General features: G+C 49.6%; 28 protein-coding genes and 1 pseudogene. 27 read left to right on the top strand and 2 right to left on the bottom strand.

Going from position 1 to position 24346, the window contains the following annotated elements:
* Positions 1 to 280: 280 nt before the first annotated feature.
* From EDM54_RS08270 to EDM54_RS08235, 9 genes and pseudogenes are all read left to right on the top strand, one after another.
* Positions 281 to 1927, top strand: a complete 1647-nt coding sequence (locus EDM54_RS08270; protein ID WP_003389811.1) for a peptide ABC transporter substrate-binding protein — start codon at positions 281 to 283, stop codon at positions 1925 to 1927.
* Positions 1928 to 2061: 134 nt separating this feature from the next.
* Positions 2062 to 2322: a hypothetical protein gene (locus EDM54_RS08265; protein WP_003389810.1), complete on the top strand. Its 261-nt coding sequence runs from the start codon at positions 2062 to 2064 to the stop codon at positions 2320 to 2322.
* 24 nt (positions 2323 to 2346) lie between these two features.
* Positions 2347 to 2832, top strand: a complete 486-nt coding sequence (locus tag EDM54_RS08260; RefSeq protein ID WP_003389809.1) for a hypothetical protein — start codon at positions 2347 to 2349, stop codon at positions 2830 to 2832.
* A 164-nt stretch (positions 2833 to 2996) separates the two neighbouring features.
* Positions 2997 to 4367 (top strand): annotated as a pseudogene (locus EDM54_RS08255) (M28 family peptidase).
* A 248-nt stretch (positions 4368 to 4615) separates the two neighbouring features.
* Positions 4616 to 5392 carry an arylamine N-acetyltransferase family protein gene (locus EDM54_RS08250; RefSeq protein ID WP_003389807.1) on the top strand — a complete coding sequence of 259 codons (777 nt, stop codon included), beginning with the start codon at positions 4616 to 4618 and terminating at the stop codon, positions 5390 to 5392.
* 439 nt (positions 5393 to 5831) lie between these two features.
* Positions 5832 to 6095, top strand: a complete 264-nt coding sequence (locus EDM54_RS26915; protein ID WP_255320305.1) for a hypothetical protein — start codon at positions 5832 to 5834, stop codon at positions 6093 to 6095.
* Between the two features lie 28 nt (positions 6096 to 6123).
* Positions 6124 to 6798, top strand: a complete 675-nt coding sequence (locus tag EDM54_RS08245) for a hypothetical protein (protein WP_238986217.1) — start codon at positions 6124 to 6126, stop codon at positions 6796 to 6798.
* Between the two features lie 347 nt (positions 6799 to 7145).
* A complete protein-coding gene (locus tag EDM54_RS08240; RefSeq protein WP_039070421.1) occupies positions 7146 to 8885 on the top strand; it encodes an N-acetylmuramoyl-L-alanine amidase in 1740 nt (579 codons plus the stop codon).
* Positions 8886 to 8924: 39 nt separating this feature from the next.
* Positions 8925 to 9467 carry a GerMN domain-containing protein gene (locus tag EDM54_RS08235; protein ID WP_024985096.1) on the top strand — a complete coding sequence of 181 codons (543 nt, stop codon included), beginning with the start codon at positions 8925 to 8927 and terminating at the stop codon, positions 9465 to 9467.
* Between the two features lie 77 nt (positions 9468 to 9544).
* On the opposite strand, the gene EDM54_RS08230 is transcribed toward EDM54_RS08235, so the two are convergent.
* Complete coding sequence (locus tag EDM54_RS08230; RefSeq protein ID WP_003389804.1) at positions 9545 to 9739, bottom strand: DUF378 domain-containing protein; 195 nt, start codon at positions 9737 to 9739, stop codon at positions 9545 to 9547.
* A gap of 180 nt (positions 9740 to 9919) precedes the next feature.
* Here EDM54_RS08230 and EDM54_RS08225 point away from each other — a divergent pair, with 180 nt between their 5' ends.
* From EDM54_RS08225 to EDM54_RS08200, 6 genes are all read left to right on the top strand, one after another.
* The gene (locus tag EDM54_RS08225) at positions 9920 to 10921 is read left to right on the top strand and encodes a PstS family phosphate ABC transporter substrate-binding protein (protein ID WP_003389803.1); all 1002 of its coding nucleotides are present in this window, start codon (positions 9920 to 9922) and stop codon (positions 10919 to 10921) included.
* Between the two features lie 81 nt (positions 10922 to 11002).
* Positions 11003 to 11959 (top strand): phosphate ABC transporter permease subunit PstC, encoded by a 957-nt coding sequence (gene pstC, locus EDM54_RS08220; RefSeq protein WP_003389801.1) that lies wholly within the window; start codon positions 11003 to 11005, stop codon positions 11957 to 11959.
* Positions 11959 to 12816, top strand: coding sequence for a phosphate ABC transporter permease PstA (gene pstA / locus EDM54_RS08215; protein ID WP_003389799.1), 858 nt, complete (start codon positions 11959 to 11961; stop codon positions 12814 to 12816). Before pstC ends, pstA begins: the two co-directional genes overlap by 1 nt.
* A 36-nt stretch (positions 12817 to 12852) precedes the next feature.
* Positions 12853 to 13605 carry a phosphate ABC transporter ATP-binding protein PstB gene (gene pstB / locus EDM54_RS08210; RefSeq protein ID WP_024985095.1) on the top strand — a complete coding sequence of 251 codons (753 nt, stop codon included), beginning with the start codon at positions 12853 to 12855 and terminating at the stop codon, positions 13603 to 13605.
* Between the two features lie 158 nt (positions 13606 to 13763).
* Positions 13764 to 15086, top strand: coding sequence for an arsenic transporter (locus EDM54_RS08205; RefSeq protein ID WP_170208352.1), 1323 nt, complete (start codon positions 13764 to 13766; stop codon positions 15084 to 15086).
* Between the two features lie 258 nt (positions 15087 to 15344).
* On the top strand, positions 15345 to 15680 hold the full coding sequence (locus EDM54_RS08200; RefSeq protein WP_003389796.1) for an ArsR/SmtB family transcription factor: 336 nt from the start codon (positions 15345 to 15347) through the stop codon (positions 15678 to 15680).
* Positions 15681 to 15702: 22 nt separating this feature from the next.
* Here the strand turns inward: EDM54_RS08200 and EDM54_RS08195 are convergent, their stop codons facing one another.
* Positions 15703 to 15954: a glutaredoxin family protein gene (locus EDM54_RS08195; protein ID WP_024985093.1), complete on the bottom strand. Its 252-nt coding sequence runs from the start codon at positions 15952 to 15954 to the stop codon at positions 15703 to 15705.
* A gap of 214 nt (positions 15955 to 16168) precedes the next feature.
* On the opposite strand from EDM54_RS08195, the gene EDM54_RS08190 reads away from it, so the two are divergent.
* The 12 genes from EDM54_RS08190 (at position 16169) to sigB (ending at position 24212) form a co-directional block, all read left to right on the top strand.
* Positions 16169 to 16336 (top strand): gamma-type small acid-soluble spore protein, encoded by a 168-nt coding sequence (locus tag EDM54_RS08190; protein WP_003389794.1) that lies wholly within the window; start codon positions 16169 to 16171, stop codon positions 16334 to 16336.
* A gap of 124 nt (positions 16337 to 16460) precedes the next feature.
* Positions 16461 to 16850: a holo-ACP synthase gene (gene acpS, locus EDM54_RS08185; protein WP_003389793.1), complete on the top strand. Its 390-nt coding sequence runs from the start codon at positions 16461 to 16463 to the stop codon at positions 16848 to 16850.
* A 249-nt stretch (positions 16851 to 17099) separates the two neighbouring features.
* A complete protein-coding gene (locus EDM54_RS08180) occupies positions 17100 to 18134 on the top strand; it encodes an outer membrane lipoprotein-sorting protein (RefSeq protein ID WP_122958048.1) in 1035 nt (344 codons plus the stop codon).
* A gap of 396 nt (positions 18135 to 18530) precedes the next feature.
* Positions 18531 to 18971: a hypothetical protein gene (locus EDM54_RS08175; RefSeq protein WP_003389791.1), complete on the top strand. Its 441-nt coding sequence runs from the start codon at positions 18531 to 18533 to the stop codon at positions 18969 to 18971.
* A 3-nt stretch (positions 18972 to 18974) separates the two neighbouring features.
* Positions 18975 to 20177, top strand: coding sequence for an alanine racemase (alr, locus tag EDM54_RS08170; protein WP_024985092.1), 1203 nt, complete (start codon positions 18975 to 18977; stop codon positions 20175 to 20177).
* A gap of 165 nt (positions 20178 to 20342) precedes the next feature.
* A complete protein-coding gene (locus EDM54_RS08165; protein WP_024985091.1) occupies positions 20343 to 20642 on the top strand; it encodes a CopG family ribbon-helix-helix protein in 300 nt (99 codons plus the stop codon).
* 3 nt (positions 20643 to 20645) lie between these two features.
* Positions 20646 to 20996 (top strand): type II toxin-antitoxin system PemK/MazF family toxin, encoded by a 351-nt coding sequence (locus EDM54_RS08160; RefSeq protein ID WP_003389786.1) that lies wholly within the window; start codon positions 20646 to 20648, stop codon positions 20994 to 20996.
* 186 nt (positions 20997 to 21182) lie between these two features.
* A complete protein-coding gene (locus tag EDM54_RS08155; protein ID WP_122958047.1) occupies positions 21183 to 21587 on the top strand; it encodes an anti-sigma regulatory factor in 405 nt (134 codons plus the stop codon).
* 27 nt (positions 21588 to 21614) lie between these two features.
* Positions 21615 to 22613 (top strand): PP2C family protein-serine/threonine phosphatase, encoded by a 999-nt coding sequence (locus EDM54_RS08150; RefSeq protein WP_003389783.1) that lies wholly within the window; start codon positions 21615 to 21617, stop codon positions 22611 to 22613.
* Between the two features lie 24 nt (positions 22614 to 22637).
* Positions 22638 to 22964: an STAS domain-containing protein gene (locus EDM54_RS08145; protein WP_003389782.1), complete on the top strand. Its 327-nt coding sequence runs from the start codon at positions 22638 to 22640 to the stop codon at positions 22962 to 22964.
* The gene (rsbW, locus tag EDM54_RS08140; protein WP_024985090.1) at positions 22964 to 23449 is read left to right on the top strand and encodes an anti-sigma B factor RsbW; all 486 of its coding nucleotides are present in this window, start codon (positions 22964 to 22966) and stop codon (positions 23447 to 23449) included. The genes EDM54_RS08145 and rsbW overlap by 1 nt, the downstream gene beginning before the upstream one ends.
* Complete coding sequence (sigB, locus tag EDM54_RS08135) at positions 23424 to 24212, top strand: RNA polymerase sigma factor SigB (protein ID WP_003389779.1); 789 nt, start codon at positions 23424 to 23426, stop codon at positions 24210 to 24212. The genes rsbW and sigB overlap by 26 nt, the downstream gene beginning before the upstream one ends.
* The last annotated feature ends 134 nt before the right edge of the window (positions 24213 to 24346 follow it).

Here is a 24346-nt window from a genome sequence, read left to right as displayed (position 1 = left end):
TTGTTGCGTGCAAATCGCAGCGAAAGCGGTCTGCTTTTTTCTGTATCTTCAGCTTTTTCTCAATAGATTTGCCAATTCATTGGCTGTTTTCACGGAAATATTCCCAGCCGATACCGTTGCTGCTTCGGATCGTTCATTTTTGATCAATAAATATTTTTTTATTAATTTATAAATTTCTTTATAAACAAATAAAATTTTATTAAATCAATCTAAAACTTATTTAAAAAGAATATAAAAGGATGTATATTGATTAAAGATTTAGACAAGGGGGACAAGTGGCATGAAAAAGAATATTTTTGTAGCAATGAGTTCCATTCTCGTGCTTGGCGCTGCACTTGCAGGCTGCGGCGGCGGAAATACCGCTCAACCGGCTGACGGACAAAAGCCAGCAGAAAACCCGCAAGCGGCTGCTCCGGAAAAAACCGGTCCGAAAGTTCTGAAATTGAACCTTCATTCCGAACCGCCTACGGCTGACCCTGGCCTCTCTGAGGATACGACTTCCGCAGCGATCATCCGTGCGACCTTTGACGGTCTGACTCGTGTTGGCGCAGACGGACAACCTCATGAATCAGTGGCAGAAAAGATTGAAATATCTGAGGATGGCTTGACCTATACATTTAAACTTCGCGATTCCAAGTGGAGCAATGGCGATCCATTGACCGCAAAGGATTTTGAATACGCGTGGAAACGAGCGCTCGATCCGAAGACTGCTTCCAACTACGCATACCAGCTCTACTATGTGAAAAACGGGGAAGCGTTCAACAAAGGAAAAGTTGGCGCCGATGAAGTAGGCGTAAAAGCGCTCGACGAAAAAACACTGGAAGTAAAGCTGGAGAACCCGACTCCGTTCTTCCTGGAGCTGACGGCATTCCCGACCTACTTCCCGGTTAACCAGAAAGTAGTCGAAGCGGATGCAAAATGGGCTGGAGAAGCAAAAACCCACGTGGGTAACGGTCCGTACAAAATGGAATCCTGGGAGCACAAGAACAAGCTGGTTCTCGTGAAAAACGAAAACTACTGGGATAAAGACAGCGTAAAACTGGACAAAATCGAGTTTGCGATGGTAGAGGACGAGAATACCGAGTTGTCCATGTTTGACAACGGTGAAATTGACTGGGCAGGTTCTCCGACCAGCGCTCTGCCTACCGATGCGATTCCTGCATTGAAAGAGTCTGGCAAAATGAAAACCCAGCCGATCGCGGGTACGTACTGGTACAAGTTCAACACGGAAAAGCCGCCGTTTAACAACGTAAAAATCCGTAAAGCGTTTGCTTACGCGATCGACCGTCAATCACTGATCGATAACATCCTGCAAACCGGTCAGCTTCCGGCGATGGGCGCTCTGCCAATGTCGATGGCTGTCAACAAAGACGGCTACTTCAAAGACAACGATGTAGAGACAGCGAAAAAGCTGCTCGAAGAAGGTCTGAAAGAGCTCGGCATGAGCAAGCTGCCACCGATCACCCTGTCCTACAATACGTCCGAAGGTCACAAGAAGATTGCAGAGGCAATCCAGGACCAATGGAAAAAGAATCTCGGCGTAGATGTCAAACTGGAAAACAAAGAGTGGAAAGTATATATCGAAGACTTGCATCAAGGAAACTACCAGGTAGGCCGCATGGGCTGGCTGGGTGACTTCAACGATCCGATCAACTTCCTGGAGCTGTACAAGGAAAAAGACGGCGGCAACAACGATACTCGTTGGGAAAATGCGCAGTACAAGGAACTGCTGAACAAATCCGCAACCATCCAAAATCACGAGGAACGTTTGAAGGTTCTCGGCGAAGCTGAAAAAATCCTGATGGACGAAATGCCGATCATGCCGATCTACTTCTATACCCAATCCTGGGTACAAAAGGACAACGTCAAAGGCGTAGTTATTTCCGGTCTCGGCGACGTCGACTGGAAATGGGCAGATGTCGAATAAAAGATTTCCAAATAAAAAGAGGGCACAGGCGTGCTCTCTTCTTTTTTTTGCAACCATGGACAAATGACCAAACCCCCAGCCCTCCGCAAACATAGAGTAAAAAGGAGTACCACCACTTTGGGAGGGAAAAGCGCGTGGATATTGGAAAACTGCTTGGCATTGTCAAATCGATTCCAAAAGATAAGCTCAAGACAGACGCAGGTCTGAAGGAGGTCATCCGTGAACTCGGCAAAAAGTCGGGCAAGAAATTTTCCGACCAGGAGCTGAACAGCTACGTGTCCCAGTTCCGGAAAATGGCCAAAACGGAGAACGTCGGCAGCCTGATGAACAAGCTGGCGCAAAAAGGCGTCAATCCCAACGATCTCGGTGCCTTAAAGAAGAAATTCAAGAAATAACGACGGTGCAAAAGGAAGGGGGAGGTGGGTACGATCGCTGCAAAAACAAAGGCAAAGCAAAAACCAAAGAACAGCTTTTCACAAGCGAAAATGGCAGAAGCGATCCATCGAATCGCTGAAGCTCATACGACAAGCAACGAGCAAGTGATGCGCGAGATGCATCAGGTACGCCAGGAAATCCAGGAAATGAAAGCTACGCTGGACCGTTTGAAAGTGAGGCAGCCCTCACAGAGGCGAAGAGGGGGACTGTTTGGCAGGAGACGTTCCATTCCCGTTGAACTGGAACCGCCAAAGCCAAAGCCCGCACTGCCTTTGGAAGACCTGCTGCCGCTCTTGCCCCAATTGGGAAATGTTATTCCCCAGCTGAAGAATCCCAAGGTGGCCGAATCGGTGAAGGTGTTGTCCAACCCGGCTGTAATCGCCATGATTCAACAATTTCTGGCAAACGGCGGTTTAAAAGGCAGGACTGTCACACCCGTAAGTCGCAGGGAAAGAAGAATTTGGGGATAGCGAAAGAGACGTTCGAACTAAGAACGTCTCTTTTTTTTGCAAAAAGCGGCTATTTTTATGTCGGATGTTGCGTGAAATTGTCTGACGATTCAGTCTACACATTTTGCGCAATAGCCAAGATAATGGACATAGTTCGTGAATTCATTACCACAAGGAGGAGAATTATGCTGAAACACAAGGTCATTCCGATTGCTTTACTGGCAAGTTTGGCATGCAGTCTCCCTGTTTATGCGGCACCGCATCCGTCTGATGGCGCTTTTGACAACAAAATTGTAAAGCGAATCAAGGTTGACAACATTTATGAGACAATCGACTACCTTTCCAAGCAGCCCCGGGTAGCCGGGACAAAAGCGGAGCATGATGCTGCCAAATACATCGAGAAACAGTTCAAATCTTATGGGTATGATACCGAACTGCAGCCATTTGAGTTTTCCAGCTACAAGGAGCCGGACCGGGTATCCTTGTCTGTCAGCGGCTATGAAGATACCGAATGGGAATTGGGCAACTTTACATACGGAGTGAGCGGACAAGCCTCCGGGGAATTGGTGTATGCAGGCTTGGGCCGCGAGAGCGATCTGGAAGGCGTGGACTTGACCGGGAAAATCGCTCTCATCCAGCGCGGCGAAATCAGCTTCGGTGACAAGGTGTTGAATGCCGCTCGGGCAGGAGCTGAGGCCGTACTCCTGTTTAACAACAGCTCAGGGGTGATCAACGGCACGCTTGGAGGTCCAAACGACGACTTCGTTCCTGTGTTGGCCCTGACCAAGGCACAGGGGGAGGAGCTGCTTGCAAAATTGGAAGCGGGCGAGTCCTTGACCGCTGCTGTCGAGGTAGAGGGAGCAAGGATCGAGGACAGCACCTCCTACAATGTAATCGCCACGAAAAAGCCGGACAAGAAGAAAAGCACGGGTCAGATCATTGTGGTGGGAGCCCATCACGATTCTGTTGAGGGTGCCCCTGGAGCCAATGACGATGCCTCCGGTACGGCGACTACACTGGAGCTCGCCAGAGTGATGGCCAACATGCCGATCGATACGGAACTCCGTTTTGTTACGTTTGGAGCGGAGGAGAATGGGCTGCTCGGGTCTTACGCCTACGTGGAGTCTCTGTCAGAAGAAGAGATCGAAAGCACGGTCGGCATGTTCCAGATGGACATGGTCGGCAGCCGCGATGCAGGCAAGCTGATCATGTACACAGTGGATGGCGAGAAAAACATCGTCACCGACCTGGGTGCAGCGGCCGGATCACGCCTGTCGGAAACCGTTAACTATGGACGGGAAGGCCGCAGCGACCACGTTCCGTTTGCTTAGGTAGGCATCCCGGCAGCGCTCTTCATCCACGCTCCGGTTGAGCCATGGTATCATACGCCAGAGGACAGCATTGACAAGATCAGCAAGGACAAGCTCCAGGAGGTAGCGGAAATCGTGGGAGCAGCCGTTTACCAGATTGCCCGCCCAGATACGCCTGCCCTGGAAAACGCCCGGGTCGCTCCGAAAAAGGTTGAGTATGATTTCGAGGAAAGAGAGCTCGAATAGGTAGATGACTCGTCGCATCAGGCTGCCGGAATCTTTCGGCAGCCTTGTTTCGTCTAATCGATGACTGCTTTTGCCGTTCAGCAGTCGAATTGACGATGGAGAGGATTTGTTCGTCTCTTTCCGAAAAGGGATCTGTTCCCGTTTCGGGAATATGAATAGAAGAATAACACGTTTTTGGCTTCAAATATTTGCGGGACAACCAGGTGGAAAAATAATCAAGGAACAACTACTATTTGGAGGAATACACAATGAGTGGGCTAAATGCTTTGTTTCGCAAAAGAATCGGTATTCCGGAGGACGAACAGATTACATTTGAACACTTGGACACCGTTCTCGAAAAAACGGCAAAAAACATCCCTTTTGAAAACTTTTGCATCATTGGAAATAAAACGAGCGAGATTACGAGAGAAAGCCTGGTAAACAAAATGCTCGTAAAAAAAGAAGGCGGCCTTTGTTACGAGCTCAATTCGATTCTGTACTTCTTTTTGCTTGAAAATGGCTTTGATGCAGTCCTGGCCCGCGGAGTTGTTTACAAAAACGAGACGCGAGAGTACCAGACGATTGGAAGAACGCATGTAACCATCCTGGTCGTTCACGAGGAACAGACGTATCTGGTGGATACGGGCTTTGGAGCGAATTTGCCGTTAACACCGGTTCCTTTGACCGGAGAGACTGTAGCCTCCGACAATGGAGAGTTTCGGATCAGACAAGTAGATAGCGAACACGGAGACTACGTTCTTGAGATGAAATTGAAGCATAAGGATGCCGACTGGAGGATCGGATACGCTTTCGATTCCAAGCATCCTGTCACCGACGTATCGGAATGGAATGAGATTCAAAGGATCATCGCCGAGCACGAGGATTCCCCGTTTAACAAATCTCCGTTGATCACAAAGATTACAGATCAAGGAAATATAACCTTAACCAATACCTCATTTACACAATGGCGGGATGGAGTCGTGACGAAGGAGAAGATTGACGATGCGAGATTCAAAGAGCTGTTGAAACAGTATTTTGGACTATAACGAACGAATCACGTATTCGTCCAAAACATCACTCGGGACCACGAAAATACTTAGTTTGCACTCTTTTAAAAGTAGCCATCGGAAAACGCTCTGCTGTTAAAAAACGATGAATACTTTAAAGAGTGTTTTTTTGTGAAAAAAGGACAAAAGTTTGAAGCGCGTAGTTTTTTAGATGAAAAGAGGCGATTGAGATGCATCGTCAAGAATAAACAAGCTGACCGCTAAAAAAGATTTCAAGGGTAAACGAAAAAAGCCCAGCCCTGCACAATGGTGGCGGGGAAAGGCTTTCTTTTTGAGTGACACCAGCCCTGCGTAATGGTGGCGGAGAAAGTGAACACTCATCCGTATTTTAAGCTTAAATCAATTATAATATCCTTGAGGAATAACGTCAAGTTGACATTTCCAAATAGATGAAATGTATCAGTAGGGGGGAGAAGAAATGGGATACTATATTTATTTTGACGAATCTAACAAGCTCGATCAACCTAATGGTGCTTACTCTTATTACGGGGCATTTGGGACTAATGAAGCGACAATGAATGAGGTTGTTGAGCAGATCGAACGAATAAAAACACAACTTGGAACTACCAGAGAAATGCATTTTGCAGAGTATACAAACGATAAGGACTTTGGAAAATACTTTGAATCGATGAACTGTGTCATAAACTATGATATCCATATAAACATTTTTATTGTAAATTAATGAAGATGCAAAACGTATTGGTAGCCAAATGGCTCTGACCATTACAGAACTGCGAAAGTTATTTTACGTAAAGATACCTGAGCGCCTCTTTTATGGTATGACACGTTATTTGAATAATGGCGAGACAGTAAAGATTTTCGTGGACAATAACCAAGAATATAGTGATTTGGAGGTATACAATAGGTTAGAGGAACAAATGAATGCTCACTCTGCTTACAGAAACAAAGGCTATCGAGTGGATACTGTTATTCCTCAAACATCAGATGACTCAATACCATTACAAATCATCGATGTGTTTATGGGGATAATTGTTTTTTTAATGGAGAAACGTTATAAAAACGTGAATGAAAAAGAAGATGATGTTACTCTTAAAGTAAAGAGTGATTTAATTTATCGTTTTCTTATTCAAGACGATAACATAAACAAAATTCAACGCAAGGTCAATCTTTACAAATGGGAAGGAAACGAAGAACACGTTTCAGAAGTGAACTTAGGTGACTACATATCAGAATTTATGGCTTATAAAACACAGTTTGATATTAAAGAAATGATTCGTCTTGAAAAATTCAGAAACGAATATCCAAGGCAGACCACTAAGTTATATCGAGAAGCCATGGGGTATAAGAATAGCCAGTTAAAAATGATACAAGGCTATATAGATGAACTAGACGGTAAAGGTAGGAACAGCTATTTCTTAAGTTGAAACGAGTATGAAACGAAAGTCTGTAAAAGGCAAGATGATAGGGTTTCAAGTACTGAGGAGCTGGTAGTTGACAATATTCGGATAGGAAATGTGGAAACAAATCGAATCGTTTTATTGACAAGGTCAAATCCCCCTGTTAAAAAAGCTGACATTTATTACTTGGAAACATCATGCGAAGGCTATTTGTGTATTTAAGTGCCGAATTTCGGCACTTTTTTTCAGTATTCGACCGAATTTAGTACCAAAAGACTACAAACTTTGCAGGTGGTGCTGCGTCTAACTATACGGGGCAATTCATTCGCTCGGCTTCTTTTGCCAGAGGAAAACACAACATGAAGGAGGTCAGGATGAAAACACGTTTGTTACCGCTGTTTGTATTGTTGTTCCTGCTCATCATCCCCGGGTGGGCGTCAGCTGCAGGAAGCTCTGCGGCCCCATCGGTTCATCTGATGATTGGGGGACAAGCCGTACAGCCGGATGTACCGCCGATCATTGAAAAAGGCCGTACTCTGGTGCCAGTCAGAGTCATAGCGGAAGGTCTCGGAGCCAAGGTGGACTGGAATCAGGCCACGCGAACGGCCGTGATAACAAGAGGCCCGCAAACATTGCAGCTTACGGTCGGATCCAAAAATGCACTGGTGAACGGAAAAAAAGTGCAGCTGGATACTCCTCCTGTCATGCGGAATCAGCGAATGCTGCTGCCGCTGCGATTCGTCGGGGAATCGCTTGGAGTGACGGTAGGGTGGGACAACGCTTCGCGTACGGTCATTGCCAATGAAACGCCGGAAATGCGCTACAATGGCAATAAGCCAACACTGTCTCTCAAAGGCTTCCAGTACGGGGACAAGCTGTACATATCTGCCCAAGCCGCAGCCGAACAGGTAGGGAAAAAGGGACAGGTATGGAAGCATCCGGACCGCGGACTCACCATCGACGGCGAATTGGCTCTGCCATTGGAAGAGCTGGAGGCTGAGCTGGGTGGACGTTTCACCTGGGATCAGGGGAAAAACCGGGTGGAGATTGAACGGCTCGCATACTTCACGGGAGTTACCCATGATGATGAGGTTGTGCGCATTGAAACAAGCCTTCCTGTGACGGCCAATGCGTTCGTCCTGCAAGGACCGCATCGGATTGTCCTGGACCTGCCCCAGACAGAGCTGGATCAGGATTTGTTGGACAAGCTGAAGAAAAGCAGCAACTCTGATGACTACGAGGGCGGGGAAACAAGTGTGGACGATGAAGATCAGGATGCTGACGCTGACGAGAAAAAGAAAGGCAGCGATCAGGATGACGACGACAAAGAAAATCGCCACACGGACGCTTCACGGGAGTCGGACGAAGCAGATGACCAATCCGCAGCTGCTGAGCACGAAGACGAAGAAAAAAGCAAAAAGGACACTCTGGTGCAAGACGTGCGCTACAGTCAGTACAGCGCATCGCCGCAAACTGTGCGTGTCGTCATTGAGCTCAACCAGAAGAGCAAGTATAATCTGGAGTATACGGAAGACGGCATTGAAGTAAAGCTTTCGCCTGTTCCGAAAAAGACGGGATTCCTCATCGTAGTGGATGCCGGTCACGGAGGCAAGGATCAAGGCGCCAAGGGCGTGAACGGAAATATCGAAAAAGACTTCACGCTGGCTGTCGCCAACAAGCTGGTACAGCTTTTGAAGCAGTATCCGGAGTTTCAGGTAGAAGCAACACGCTCTACAGATGTGTATTTGACACTTGACGAGCGCGTTGTTTTTGCCAATGAGCGGCACGCCGATCTGTTCCTGTCGGTCCACGCCAATTCATTTACGAAGCCGACCACCGGCGGGACGGAAACCTTTTACTATAACGCCAACAGCAAGAATCTGGCCGAGGTCGTTCACCGTCACCTGCAAGGGGCGACACAGTTCCCGAATCGCGGGGTGAAACAGACAGGCTTCTATGTCATCAAGCATACGACGATGCCTGCCGTTTTGACGGAGACAGGGTTCCTCTCAAATCCGGGGGAGAATGCCAAATTGACGTCCCCGGCGTTCCAGCAAAAGGTGGCGGAAGCACTCGCGGCAGCCATCCGTGAATACTATCAGTCCTACCACTAAGAAATTGCGAAGGGCATGGATGAGAAAGGGAGGTTTCCGATGAAAAGACGCATGACGTTTTGGGTGACAGCAGCTGCAGCGATCCTTCTGGTCACAGGATGTGGTCAGGGAAAGGCGCCGCAAGCGCAGCCGCCCGCGGAACAAACGGAGACGCCCGGCTCCGCTGCTCAGCCGGAAACAGAGCAGCAGAAAACGAAGCAAACGATCGCTCTTTATTACACCGATGACAATCTGATGGAATTGAAGAAAGAAGAGCAGGAGATTGCTTACACAGATGATCTGGACAAGTACAAGCAGGCGATAGCCCTTTTGGAAAAGCCAAAGGATGAAGCTCACGCGCCGTTGTGGAAGGACTTTCACTACCACTCTGTCACATTCGACAAAGGCACGCTGACGATTGATGCAGACGGCAAAAACGTCTACAACCTTGGCTCCAGCGGGGAAGGAATGGCGATTGATGCGTTGAAGGATACGCTCTTCCAGTTTGACGAGGTACAGAAAATCGTCATCCTGGTCGATGGAAAACCGACTGAATCGCTGATGGGTCATGTAAGCATCGATGAGCCGTTAACCAGACAATAAACCGATAAATCGTAAAAAAGGCACGTCCTGGATGGTCAGGATGTGCCTTTTTTATTGTTCCGGAAAGCTTCACTCTGTCAAGCCCGTTCCCGGTCGCCTACCAAAAACTTGATCGAGTAGATGCCAGCAAGCCCAACCAGAGTATATACGATTCGGCTGACAAGCGAATTCTCTCCGCCAAACAGGGTAGCGACGAGGTCAAACTGGAACAAGCCGATCAATCCCCAGTTGAGAGCACCGATAATAACGAGAATCAATGCCAGTTTATCCATCGTATGTTTCACTCCTTGAAAAAAGTAGTAATAGTCTGCCCACTTTATCAAGCGATTACTCAACGAAATGGCCAATCTTTAAGAAAGCTTTACAAAGCCAAAACAATAGAACAACATTCCGCCTGTATCATCTGTAAGTGGAAAGAGGAAAACAAACCGATTTTAAGGAGGATTTTCATCGTGAAAAAACTCGGTAGTTTGATGCTGGCACTATCTCTCGCAGGTTCCATTCTCGCCGGATGCGGCAGCAACAGCGCAACATCTGCTCCAAGCTCCAATGGCGCTACAGGTTCTACCGGCGGCACGGAGGCAACGACTCCTGCAGCTGATAACAAAACAGCCAGCAATCTGTCGGGAACTGTTAAAGTAGATGGTTCTTCCACCGTATTCCCGATCACGGAAGCGGCTGCGGAGGAGTTCCAAATAGCAAACCCTGGCGTACAGGTAACGGTCGGGGTATCGGGTACAGGCGGCGGCTTCAAGAAGTTTGCAGCCGGCGAAACGGACATCAGCAATGCCTCCCGTCCCATTAAAGAAAAAGAAGCGGCAGCAGCGAAGGAAAAAGGAATTGATTTCGTTGAAATCCCGGTTGCCTATGACGGTATCTCCGTCGTCGTCAGCAAGGAAAACAGCTTTGTTGACAAGCTGACAGTCGATGAACTGAAAAAGATTTGGGAGCCGGACAGCAAGGTGAAAACATGGAAAGACGTTCGTCCGGAATGGCCAGCTGAAGAAATCAAGCTGTACGGGCCGGGAACGGATTCCGGAACATTCGAATACTTCACAGAAGCGATTGTAGGCGAGGCTAAAAAGAGCCGTCCTGACTACACCGCCAGTGAAGATGACAACGTGCTGGTACAAGGTATTGCCGGCGACAAAAACAGCTTGGGCTACTTCGGTTATGCGTACTTCGAAGAAAATGCAGACAAGCTGAAGCTGGTTCCGATCGACAACGGCGATGGCAATGCGGTAACGCCTACTTTTGACACGATCAAAGACGGTACCTACAAGCCTTTGGCTCGCCCGATCTTTATCTATGCAAACAAAAAGTCCCTGGAAAAACCGGAAGTAAAAGAGTTTGTGAAGTTCTATCTGGAAAACGCTCCTGAACTGGTCAAATCGGTATTCTACGTACCGCTGACCGATGACAAATACAAAGAATCGCTTGCCAAGATCCAGTAATCCTGACAGCGGGTGCACGAGGAATGTGGCGTTATGATCGAGATAACGCCACTTTTCCCTCTGTCCGCGAGAGGAAAGGGGATGTTCACGTTGGGTAGACAAGAAATACTAACATTAAATCAGGAAGTACGCTCGAAAAAAAGCCAGATTGTCGTCAAAAACGAGAAGAAAAATAGAGAATTCGGCATCCGCACGTTTTTGATCGCGTGTGCCTTCGTATCCGTTTTGACTACAGTCGGCATCGTCATGGTGCTTTTGTTTGAAACGATCAGCTTTTTCAAAGAAGTGTCGCTCTTTTCCTTTTTAACGGACACCAAGTGGACGCCGTTGTTTATACCGCAGCACTTTGGCATTTTGCCCCTCTTGTCCGGGTCTTTGCTGATTACGCTGGGGGCTTGTCTCGTTGCCCTGCCGTTTGGGCTGATGACAGCGATTTATTTAAGCGAATATGCGCATGAAAAAGTGCGTCGAACGATTAAACCGATTTTGGAGGTTCTCGCGGGTGTTCCGACAATCGTTTACGGCTACTTTGCCTTGACGTTTGTCACGCCGCTCATCCGCAGCATTTTTCCCGATACCGGGGTGTTCAACGCCCTTTCCGCCAGTATCGTGGTCGGTATCATGATTCTCCCCATGGTTGCTTCCTTGAGTGAGGACGCGATGGTGGCCGTTCCCCGTTCGCTTCGGGATGCCGCCTACGCGCTGGGAGCGACCAAGCTGGAGGTAGCGACCAAAGTCGTCGTGCCTGCAGGCCTGTCGGGGATTATTTCATCATTTGTACTTGCTTGCTCCCGCGCGATCGGAGAGACGATGATCGTGACGATTGCGGCCGGAGCTACGCCCAAGCTGACGCTCAATCCGCTGGAAAGCATCCAGACGATGACATCCTTTATCGTTCAGGTCAGCGGCGGAGACATCGAGCATGGCTCGATTGAGTACAGCACCATTTTTGCTGTTGGCATGACTCTGTTCCTTCTTACTCTTGGCATTAACATCATTGCGCAGTGGATTACGCGCCGCTACAAGGAGGAGTATTGATGTCGGCAGGAAATCTGACTCGTCGAAAAATCTATGACAGGGCCTCCCGCGTAGTGTTTTTGCTCGCTACGCTGCTAGGTGTAGCTGCCCTGGGCATATTGCTATATCGCATCCTTTCAGATGGTCTTGGCTGGCTGGACTGGCAGTTTATCTCCAGTTTTGCCTCCCGTTTTCCGGAAAAGGCGGGTATCTTGTCCGCGCTGTTCGGCAGCTTGTGGATCATTGGCATAACCGCGCCAGTCGCCTTTATTTTGGGGATTGGAACGGCGCTGTATTTGGAAGAGTACGCGAAAAAGGGCTGGTTCACCAACCTGATTCAGGTCAATATCAACAATTTGGCCGGCGTACCGTCGATTGTCTTCGGGATTTTGGGTCTCGGTTTGTTCGTGGAAGGCTTTCTGTTTGGCCGCACGATTCTGTCCGGTGCGCTGACGATGGCTCTCCTGGTCTTGCCGATCATCGTCGTCGCTTCCCAGGAAGCGATCAGGAGCGTGCCGCAGCATTTGCGAAATGCTTCTTATGCGCTGGGGGCGTCCAAATGGCAGACCATTCGGGGCGTCGTGATTCCCGCTGCATTTCCGAGCATTTTGACCGGCTTTATTCTGGCCCTGTCCCGTGCGATCGGAGAGACGGCGCCTTTGATCGTAGTCGGAGCGGTTACGTTTATCGCTTTTGTACCGAGCTCTCCGCTCGACCAGTTTACGGTCCTGCCGATCCAGATCTACAGCTGGACATCCAAGCCGCAGGATGAGTTTAGGGCGATTGCCGCCGCCGGTATTATCGTGCTGTTGATCGTGCTGTTTACACTGAATGCGACCGCGGTTTACCTTCGCAATAAATATCAGAAGCGCTATTAATAGAGGAACTTTTACAAAGAGAGGGGTCTGGCAACCGTGAGTATCATCGAGGTACGCGATCTGAACCTGTATTATGGACAACACCAAGCCCTGCACAATATCAATATGGAGATTGAAGCGAACAGCATCACTGCTTTTATCGGACCTTCCGGCTGCGGTAAATCGACGTTCCTGCGGACGTTGAACCGGATGAATGACATGATTCAGGGCGTGCGAATCGACGGCAGTGTGAAGGTCGTCGGCGAGGACATCTACGAGTCCAGGGTGGACGTAGAGATTTTGCGCAAAAATATCGGCATGGTTTTTCAGCAGCCCAATCCGTTCCCAAAAAGCATTTACGAAAATATTACCTTCGGCCCCAGATTGCACGGCATTACAGACCGCAACAAGCTTGACGAGATCGTGGAGAGCAGCTTGAAAGCAGCAGCCCTGTGGGGGGAAGTAAAGGATGTTTTGAAGAAACCGGCCTATGGCTTGTCCGGGGGCCAGCAGCAACGCCTCTGCATTGCTCGCGCTCTGGCCGTGAATCCGCAAATTTTGCTCATGGATGAACCGACATCGGCCCTGGACCCGATTTCTACGGCAAAGATCGAGGAACTGCTCGATGAGCTGAAAACGACCTACACCATCGTCATCGTTACGCACAACATGCAGCAGGCAGCCCGCATCTCCGACAAGACTGCCTTTTTCCTGAATGGAGAGCTGGTTGAATTCGATTCCACACCGGTCATTTTTCAAAATCCGTGTGACAAGAGAACCGAGGATTACATTACAGGACGTTTCGGTTAAAGAGAATCTGTAGTATCGTAAGAGAGCGGACACAAAGGTCCGCTCTTTTTGGTGTGTTCCTGGCAGGGAGGTTCTTTGGCGGCTGCTTCTGCCAGCCTTGTTCGCCAAAAGAGGAGAGCTGAGAGCTTTTCGTCATGTAATGAATACACGACTTTAGCATGTGCAGAACAGAGAGGAGAAACACAACCGTGGTCTGGCTTTCATTACTCATTTTTGCAGGGACACTCATCCTCGTGATCTGGCAGCCCCGGGGATTGTCGATCGGTTACCCGGCAGTGGGAGGTGCGCTGCTCGCATTGGCGACAGGTATCGTCACGATGGCGGATGTCGGCGAGGTGACGGGAATTGTCTGGAACGCCACGATTTCCCTTGTAGGCATCATCGTTATTTCCCTGATTTTGGACGAAATCGGCTTTTTCGAGTGGTCAGCCTTGCACATGGCGAGGCTGGCCAAAGGAAATGGCCGTCTGATGTTTATGTACGTGATTTTGCTCGGTACGCTCGTCTCCGCGCTGTTTACCAATGACGGGACCGCGCTGATTTTGACGCCGATTGTGCTGGCCCAGGTGAGAGCGTTGAAGCTGCAGCCGCAAATGGTGCTTGCTTTTGTCATGGCGAGCGGCTTTATCGCCGATACCAGCTCTCTTCCTTTTGTGGTAAGCAATCTGGTCAATATCGTCTCCGCCGACTACTTCGGGATCGGCTTTGCCGAATACGCCGCCAGGATGCTGCTGCCCAATCTGTTTTCTGTCGCCGGCAGCTTGCTTGTTCTGTTTCTTTATTTTCGCAAAAGCATCCCGCGTCGCTATGAGACAAGTCAGCTAAGGGAGCCGCGAGAAGCGATCAGGGACGAGTGGATGTTTCGGCTGTCCTGGCTGATTTTGGCTGTGCTTCTGGCCGGTTTCTTCGCGAGCGAGTGGCTGGATATTCCCGTATCGCTGATCATTACCGGTGCCGCCCTTGTTTTTTACCTGATGGCGAGGAGAAGTCCCGCCATCGAGACAGGACGTATCTTGAAAGGGGCCCCTTGGGTGGTGGTCATCTTCTCCATCGGCATGTATGTGGTCGTCTGGGGGCTGCACAATGCGCAGCTGACCGAAGTCGTTAGAGGATGGCTGGAACTGTTTGCGGCGCAAGGACTGTACGCCGCCACATTGGGTATGGGTTTTATTGCCGCGGCACTTTCTTCGCTCATGAACAATTTGCCGACAGTCATGTTCGACGCTCTGGCTATTCAAGGAACAGGGGTGGAAGGAATCGTTCAGGAAGCCCTGATTTACGCCAATGTCATCGGCTGCGATCTGGGACCGAAAATCACCCCTATCGGCTCGCTCGCGACGCTCCTGTGGCTTCACGTCTTGAGAAACAAAGGTGTCAGGATTACGTGGGGGCAGTATTTTCGCACGGGCATCATCCTGACTGTTCCTACGCTGTTCATTACATTGACTGGCCTGTATCTGACGTTGCGGATGTTTGGATAAGAAATGGAAATGAACGTCGGGGAATGGGAAAAACTTCAAAAATCACTTGCAGGAGAGCGCTTTGCTTCTTAAGCTGCAGTAAACAGCCGGATAAACACAGGAATGGCGCTGATTTTAAGAGCTTGCGCGGATCATGGCAGGGGAGAATTGACCGGGAAAAAGACAAGCGTTCACCGATCTGTCGACATCATATCTTCCCTGCCTTATGTCCGTGTAGTATACTTGTAATCAGAAACGCAAGGCAAAGGGTGGGTTTTTATGGACACAGATTTGATGCAGGTGTTGTATTTGTCTGAGATTTACAAACTGCTCGGCGACAAAACACGCTTGACGATCATGGCTCTCTTGCAGGTACAATCCTTTTGTGTACGAGATCTCGTGGAGATTCTGCAAACGTCCCAACCATCTGTCTCTCAACACTTGGCCAAACTGAAGACACACGGTTTGGTTAAAGAAAAACGCAAGGGACCTTGGGTGTTTTATTCCCTTAACACGGAGTGTTCACCCGCCATTCGGCAGATTTTGCAGCATTTGCCGGATATGTCGCCAATCGTAAAGGACAAAAAGGCTACAGCAGCGCATTCGCTAGGTTGACGTATAGGAAAAAAGCGTTGGATCAGGAAAGATCCAACGCTTTTTTTAGTTGTTCCTTGTCAAATCCGTGGATGACAATACGGTCGCCGCTATCTTTTTCGATCAGAGTAACCGGTGTCATGCTGGCCCCAAGTCCAATCGCTTCCTGAAAATAAGCGTCATTTTCACGTATGTCGCGATCCTCAAAGGCAACGTTTTGTTGCGACAGCCACATTTTTTCTTCCTGGCAAGGGCCGCAGGTTTTTTGTGTATAAATAATAACGGTTTGAGCCATAGTCCATTTGCTCCTCTCATGCTTTTACATTGAACGTACATATTCGCGGCAGGCGGCAGCTCTTCCTGCTTCTCGTTATAGCATAACCAAACGCGGCTTGATTAGCGGCTGGGATTTAACCCCCTGTTGTCGAGGTGAGGAAAAAACAGGCGGGGATACGGGGGCATTGCTCAGCACACATTATATTCAGTGACGTCGAGGAGGTGAAAAGACCATGCCGAAACAAAACAAGCAAGCAGGTATGAACCAAGCGATGCGCAACCAAACCGCTACGAACGCAACTGAGTTTGCGAGCGAAACCAACGTGTCGGAAGTACGCCGCCAAAACCAGCAATCCGCTGCGAATGCGGCTCAACAAGCGCAGCAACAACCGACTGAATAACAAACCCTTTAAGAGCGCCTCTCCCCCCGCAGCGATTGCGGGGGGTGTTTTATTTGTGTGCTTGCCAATAATGGATCGTAAGTGTTATGTTGGCAGCAAAATAAGTCGGGGAGAAATGATTGGTATGATAGTTGGCATCGGCATTGACATCGTTGAAATTCATCGCATTCAAGCGATTTTAAAGCGCCAGCCGCAGCTGCTTCACCGGATTTTTTCGGAAGCGGAAAGGAAGCTGCTAGAGGGGAAACCAGAGGGAAGGCTGGCTGAGTACGTAGCAGGGCGCTTTGCAGCCAAAGAAGCAGGAGCCAAGGCGCTCGGGACCGGCATCGGTGGGGCTGTAGGTCTGCATGACCTTCAGATCGCCCCAGGGACGACAGGAAAACCGGAACTGACGATTACCGAGGCGGCATGCAACCGGATCGGACATGACCCCTCCAAGCTGCGAATCCATGTAAGCATTTCCCACAGCAAAGAGTACGCAGTAGCGCAGGTGGTCATCGAATCGAAAGAATAGAGGACAACTGCAACTTGTCTGCATATTGGGACGAGATGGGACATAGATTTATATCGCGTAGATTAGGAGGGACTACCTGCTCTAGCCAGAATGGGAAGTTTGCTGAAAATCAGCGATAGACTAACACCTGCGGCCCATCAGAGGATGACAAGATATGCGCTGATCGGATGAAAGAATGACAGATTTCCCAGGAAATAGACAGGGGAGCCCTTCTTCGTCGAAAAATGCAGACAAGGAGGAGTTCTTTGAATGAAACGGGCAGCACTTCCATTGGCGCTCTTGTTGGTCTTTTCTCTGCTGCTCGGCGGCTGCTTCGGTCAAAAGACACCGGAGGACATTGTCGATGATCTAGGCAGTACGCTGGACAAAATGGGGGGCTACAAATCACAAGCAGTTTTGACCATGCAAACCAGCTCGACTCCCATGGAGTACGATGTGGAGGTCTGGTACGAGAAGCCGACCAACTACCGGGTAGCCCTCACCTCCAAGCAGCGGGGAATCACACAGATCATCCTGCGAAATAACGAAGGTGTGTTTGTGCTTACGCCCCATTTGAAAAAAAGCTTCCGTTTCCAAAGCGGATGGCCGGAAAACAATGGGCCGCTGTATCTCTACGAAACGCTCGCCCGCAGCATTATCGACGATACCGAGCGTAAAATGAACATGGACAACAAAGACTACGTGTTTGAAGTAAAAGCGAATTACAGTGGAAACCGCTCGCTCACGAAACAAAAAATTTGGCTGACAGAAGACTTGAAACCAAAACGCGCAGAGATCATGGATTCCAATCTGGATACGCTGGTCAAGATCAACTTCACGGAATTTGTGTTTAATCCGACATTTGATCAAGATGCCTTTGACAAAGATCGCAACATGACAACCAGCTCGATGTCTGTCATCCCGACGATGGCACAGGTATCTCAGCCAAGCCAGCAGCCGAACAGCCAGTTCGGGGTCATCGTTCCAACGTACATGCCTGAAGGTGTGAAACAGGGAGACATTGAGCCGGTTACCCGGAATGGTCAAAAGACGATCGTCCTGCAGTACAACGGAGCGTATAACTACAAGCTGATCGAGTCCCGTCCGACCGAGGCCACCGTTTCATATGAACAGGGAATGCCTGTCGACCTCGGATTTACGATCGGGGTGCTGACCCAAACGGCAGATAATCAGCGTTATCTGACCTGGGAGCTGGACGGCGTCGAGTTTACGCTGACGGGAGACCTGCCGGAGGTTGAAATGGTTCAGGTAGCTCAATCCACATACGGTTTGGGCGGAAAATAAGGACGAATCCAAGCCGCCGCAGTTTCAGCTTTGAGCGCAAGAGAAATGTCCGCATCACACTGAGATTCCGTTTTCCTTTCTCGCAAATCAAAGATGTTGCAACAAACACGCCCGGTCCTATGCAGGATCAGGCGTGTTTTTGTTTAAATTCTTACGGTAGTGTTTTCCTAGGAAAGTCCCTGTATCCGATTGTGATCACAGCCTAGTTCTATGGATTTTCAGCGGGGCAGGGGAAGGGACAGGGGCCTCTTCGCCTGACGTTATTGGGCCCCTTTCCAAATCGCAAAGTGTCCGTATTATATGAAAAAAACCATACATTTGTGCTTAACGAATTGACACCTTCTGTCCAAAAGAGATAAAGTCAGAGTAACTATGCTATGAGGTGAAGCGGTATTCATGAAGAAACAGTCGAACGACATTTTGTATCAAGAGGAATCGGGGTATAAAGACCTTCTTTTGCGGAAAAGCATGAAGATGCGGATTATGGAAACGCTAGCCTTTGTCATCGGAATGCTTTTGTTGTCGCAGTTCTTTGACTCCAGAACGGACGCATTCAAGATCTTTGCTTTTGCCATCGCGATTGCGGTGGTTGGCTTGGCCCCGTTCCTGTACAAATTCACGCTGCGTCCCTCGTATACACTGACAAAGACTCACCTGATCATTCGGATGAGCGGACAGGAAACCAGTTATCCGCTTTCCGAGGTGGAACCGATTTTTGAAGGGCGCCATCTGTACAGAGTGGGCGGAAAGCGCCAGTCGCTGATGGTTTCCAGGCAGTTTCTCAATCACTTGAATGAACGCTTGTATCTATACCAAAAGGGCAAAAAGAGGAGATAGCAAATGAAACCGTTTTGTCGCGACACGTGGGTAGAGGTAGATCTGGACGCCATTTCGGCCAATGTAGCAAGCTTTCGTCGGCATATTCCTGAAACAACGGGGATTATGGCCGTAGTCAAAGCGGATGGATACGGGCACGGGGCCGTGCATGTAGGCCAGCAGGCATTGCGGAGCGGCGCCGATTCACTGGCGGTAGCCATGCTGGACGAGGCAGTCGTGTTGCGCGAGGCGGGAATTACTGCCCCTGTCCTTGTTCTCGGCTATACCCCGGTCGACTCTGTCGAAACTGCCAGCCGGCTCGGAATTGAACTGACCGCTTACCATGCCGACTGGATCATACAGGCGAACGAGCGGATCGAGCAAGCCGGTGCAAAGCCGATCGGGATCCATATCAAAACGGATACCGGCATGGGAAGACTCGGAGTGCGTACAGCCGAGGAGCTTCTTCACGTCGTGAGAGCCTTGGAGCAAAGTCCGTTCCTTGATTGGACAGGAATATTTACCCACTTCGCCTGTGCGGATGAAGAAGATACAACACATGTCAGACGTCAGCACCAGCAATTTCAGGAGCTGCTGGCCGCCCTTCGCGAGGCGGGAAAAACGCTTCCGCGCGTGCACTGCTGCAATACGGCCGCCGCGATTGTCTTTCCTGAATGGGGGTATGATACGATCCGTTTGGGCATAGGTTTATACGGGTTATATCCTTCTCCGTTTTTGAAGCAGCGGGCACAGGTGAAGCTGGTGCCGGCGTTGTCCCTGAAAACTCGCATTTCCCATGTGAAAACGGCAGCGGAAGCAATGACGGTAAGCTATGGAGCTACGTACACCGCCAAGCCAGGTGAAACAATCGCCACGCTCCCGATCGGCTATGCAGACGGCTTCTCCAGGTCGTTGTCCAATCGCGGCTTTGTTCTGCACGAGGGCAGACGTTCTCCCATTGTCGGCAGGGTGTGCATGGACCAGATCATGGTCAGGCTGAATGGCGCTTCCGCGAAGGTAGGCGACGAAGTAGTGCTCTACGGTCGCCTGGGAACGGAAGAAATTTCATTGGACGAAGTAGCTGAGCTCGTGGGGACCATCAATTATGAGATTCCGTGCATGCTGAATTACCGGCTTCCGCGTGTTTATCGCAAAGACGGGAAAGTGTCGGAGGTGTTTCATCCGTTGACGATGACACATGCGCCAGCACAAAGTGTCAATAACTAGCAGCAAAAAGCAGGCAGGAATTTCGGAGCAAAGCACGAATACTAGTAAAGCGCAAAATCGGGTTATTCCCGAAGCGACCGGACAGGTATATTTTTGCAAATGGTTCGACATAATGGTAGTGACCCATACTGGTAAGTGGTAACAAGCACTGCGGATGTTACGGTCATGGTTGGAGGTGGATTTGTCTTGTCCAAGTCAAACACGAAACGCATCATGATCAGCCTGCCACAACACTTGCTTCAGGAAGTGGACGGCGTAATTCAAAAAGAAAAATCCAATCGCAGCGAGTTTATTCGCCAAGCGATGCACCTGTATCTGAAGGAGCGCAAAAAGCGCGTCATTCGCGAAACCATGCAAAAAGGGTACATGGAAATGGCGAAAATCAACTTGAAAATGGCATCGGAGGCATTCGGCGCTGAAGAAGAGGCTGACCATACTCTTGTCCGCTTAGTTAGCGGGGTGTGACATGTGATTGTCAAACGGGGCGATGTATTTTTCGCTGACCTGTCACCGGTCGTCGGCTCCGAGCAGGGAGGCGTGCGACCCGTATTAGTCATCCAAAACGATATTGGCAATCGATTTAGTCCGACGGTCATCGTCGCTGCCATCACAGCGCAGATTCAAAAAGCAAAACTGCCGACGCATGTAGAGATTGACGCAAAAATGTATGGATTTGATCGTGACTCCGTCATCTTGTTAGAACAGATTAGAACCATTGACAAGCAAAGACTGACCGATAAGATCACTCATCTGGACGACGAGATGATGGATCGAGTCAATGAATCGCTGCAAATTAGCCTGGGAATCATTGACTTTTAAATAAGGAATGGTAATATTACGAGCAGGAAAGAAAAACCACTTGGATAGCCAGTGGTTTTTTTGCTGTGATTGCAGGGATTTTGCGCCCTGGCATCGAATGGTGTACAAGAAAAAAGACAAAAAGTGACACGTTTTGCATGTTTAGCCGACTGCTGAAAAGCTCGTCGATGGAAGGAGTTTCTTGTTGTGACAGGGCTTCATTCATATAACATAACGATATATTCAGAGGCAGATATAGTCACAGCTAGACAAATAGGTCGAAACTTGTCGAAAAACCTGGGGTTTGGGACGATCATGCAATCGCGGATTGCCACTACGATTTCCGAGCTGGCACGGAACATTTTCCTTTATGCCGGTCACGGAAACGTATTGATAGAGCCTCTCGAGGAGGGCGAACGTGTCGGACTTAGGATCATCGCATCTGACTCTGGACCTGGCATAGAAGACGTGCGAAAAGCGCTGGAGGACGGGTACTCCACTTCCGGGGCGCTTGGAGCAGGATTGCCAGGCGTGAAACGTATGATGGACGAGTTTTCTTTGGAGAGCAGTCCGGGAGAGGGGACACAGGTTGTCGTCATTAAATGGCGGTAAGGGAACGAGGGGAGATGACGCCTGTTCATGAGTCAGGAAAATGAGGACATATACACGCGGATCGTGCGCGATTATCTGAAAGGAAAGCGAGAAGACCAGCTATACCTGGCTCAACAACTGGGAAAGTGGCTGCTCTCACGGAATATTTCTCCTGAGGAAGTAACCGATATGCACGCAAACGTTCTGGAGCATTTGGGAGATGTACCGGAGTTTATACAAGATTCCTTTCAAATTCTCACCGAAATCATGATCGAGTACGGCAATGCCTACCGCTCCTTTGACAGCTGGCGAAGCCGCCATCAACAGCTGCAGGCTGAAATCGCCATCGCGACCGCAATGCAGCAGACGCTGCTGCCAGAAACGCTTCCGCAATATCCGAATGTAGACATTGGCATGATCAGTATTCCGGCCAAGGAAATGAGCGGAGATTTTTATCATTTCCTCTGTGAAAGCAAAAGTGAGTTCACTGTTGCCATTGCGGATATCACCGGAAAAGGCATCCCCGCTGCGATGTGTATGTCGATGCTCAGGTACGCGATGGACAGCCTGGGAGAGATGAAGCTTGCTCCGGGCAACATGCTGAGACATTTAAACAGCGTTGTTGAACGAAATATCGACCCATGCATGTTTGTAACCATGCAATTTGGCCGCTATAACACGGCTCAGCACGTGTTTCGCTACGCTACAGCGGGCCAGGAGCCCGGATTTTTGTATCGGGCTCGGGAGAACCGATTTTTCGATCTGGAGGGTTGCGGGACGGCTTTAGGCATTGCGGCGGGCAGCGAATACGAAGAACGTGAGATTTATTTGGAGCCCGGAGATTTTCTGATCCTTCTGACAGATGGTGTAACGGAACGAAAGATTGGCCGATATTACATACAAAGAGAAGAACTCGTCTCTCTCCTGGAGGAGGAAACGAGTGCGTCTGCACAGGAGATGGCTAACCATCTGTACCGCAGACTGTTGCTTCTCTCTCAATTTGAACTGCCGGATGATTACACCATGATTGTGCTTCGGAGAACGTAAGGCAAGCAAGGGAGGAGAAACAGAATGGAGCTTATGATCAGAGAGAACAGCCAGGACGGCCAACATTTGCTGTACCTGGAAGGGGAAATCGATGCGTATACCGTATCGAAGCTGAGGGACTTGCTGCTCTGTTTGGTAAATCGGCCAGAGGTAAAGCGGGTTGCTGTTGATCTGAGTGCGGTAGAGTATATCGACAGCACGGGAATCGGTACCTTTGTTGCTGCAATGAAGGCCTGCAAGCAGACAGGCTGTGAGCTTGCTGTGCAGAATCTGTCGCCTCGTGTGGAACGGCTTTTTCGTATAACCGGCTTGTATGAAAGAATGGTGCCTCACAAAGGAGAGAGCGAATAATGGGTCAGAGACCGGAGGCAGATGTGATTACATTGACGCTGCCAGCTCGAGCGGAGTATGTCAGCATTGCCCGCCTAACTGTTTCGGGGATTGCCAACCGGATGGGATTCCCGTATGAAGATATCGAAGACATCAAGCTCGCGGTGGCGGAAGCGTGCACCAATGTAGTCGAACACGCCTACGATTGCCCGCAAGGAAATGACCAACTGCGCCTTTCATGCTGGCTCCTTGCTGATCGGCTTGTGGTGGAAGTAAGGGATAAAGGAAAGGGCCTCCCGTTGGAGGATAGACAGGAAGCGCCGGCACCGATCCGTCCTGACGTGGATATTGACGAAGTGAGGGAGGGAGGCTTGGGACTGTATCTGATTCACTCCGTAATGGACGAAGTGCAAGTGAGCAGCAATGATGGAGTGACAGTGACAATGACCAAGTACTTGCAGCGGGATGAGGTGTCTTGCGATGACCGGGCAGTCTCGGAAGCCTAAGCATAGTCGAGATGAGTTGGTCAGGCTGGTCAATGAATATCGCGAGACGGGAGACAGTGTCCTTCAAGGAGAATTGGTCGAAGCCTATACGTCTTTGGTAGAGTCCCTTGCCAAAAAGTTTGTTCGGGGACAGATCCCTTATGAAGATCTGGTTCAGGTAGGGATGATCGGACTTTTAGCTTCTCTCAGGCGGTTTGATCCCGCATTTGGCCGCTCCTTTGAGAGCTTTGCTGTTCCGACTATTGTCGGAGAAATGAAACGATTCATACGGGACAAGACCTGGAGTGTCCATGTTCCCCGCAGGGTAAAAGAGCTGAGCCCGAAAATCAAGCGGGTGGTGGACGAATTGACCATCAAGCTCCAGCGCTCCCCGCAGATTGCAGATATTTCGGCGTATTTGGGCGTCAGCGAAGAAGAGGTTCTGGAAACGCTGGAGATGGGACGGAGCTATCATTCCCTTTCCATGGACAGCGAACTGGAGGCGGATAGCGACGGCAATACCATTACCCTGTTTGATTTGATCGGTTCGGAAGACAGCGGCTATGATCGCATCGATCAGCACATGCTGCTCGACCGGGCGCTTCATGCACTCGACCATCGGGAAAAAGAAATCATACATCTTACTTTTTATCAAAATTTGAGTCAAAAGCAGGCGGGAGAACTGCTCGGGATGTCCCAGATGCACGTCTCCAGGCTGCAGCGGAGAGCGCTGGGCAAGCTTCGGGAAGTTCTTCGGACCGATCAGCAGGAATATACAACGTAAATGACAAGCGGGGGTGCATGCATCCTCCGCTTTTTTTGTCAGCTTCACATCCCGGGATTTTTTGCATTGCGCTGCCCGGAATAGCCGGTGAATGTAAAAGGGGCACCTGTCCTCCCGAGAGCCGGGAAGAGCGG

Source organism: Brevibacillus borstelensis, assembly GCF_003710865.1.
GTDB classification, from domain to species: Bacteria; Bacillota; Bacilli; order Brevibacillales; family Brevibacillaceae; genus Brevibacillus; species Brevibacillus borstelensis.
The sequence above is the reverse complement of the archived record's forward strand: the minus strand, read 5'-3'. Positions and strand labels throughout refer to the sequence as shown.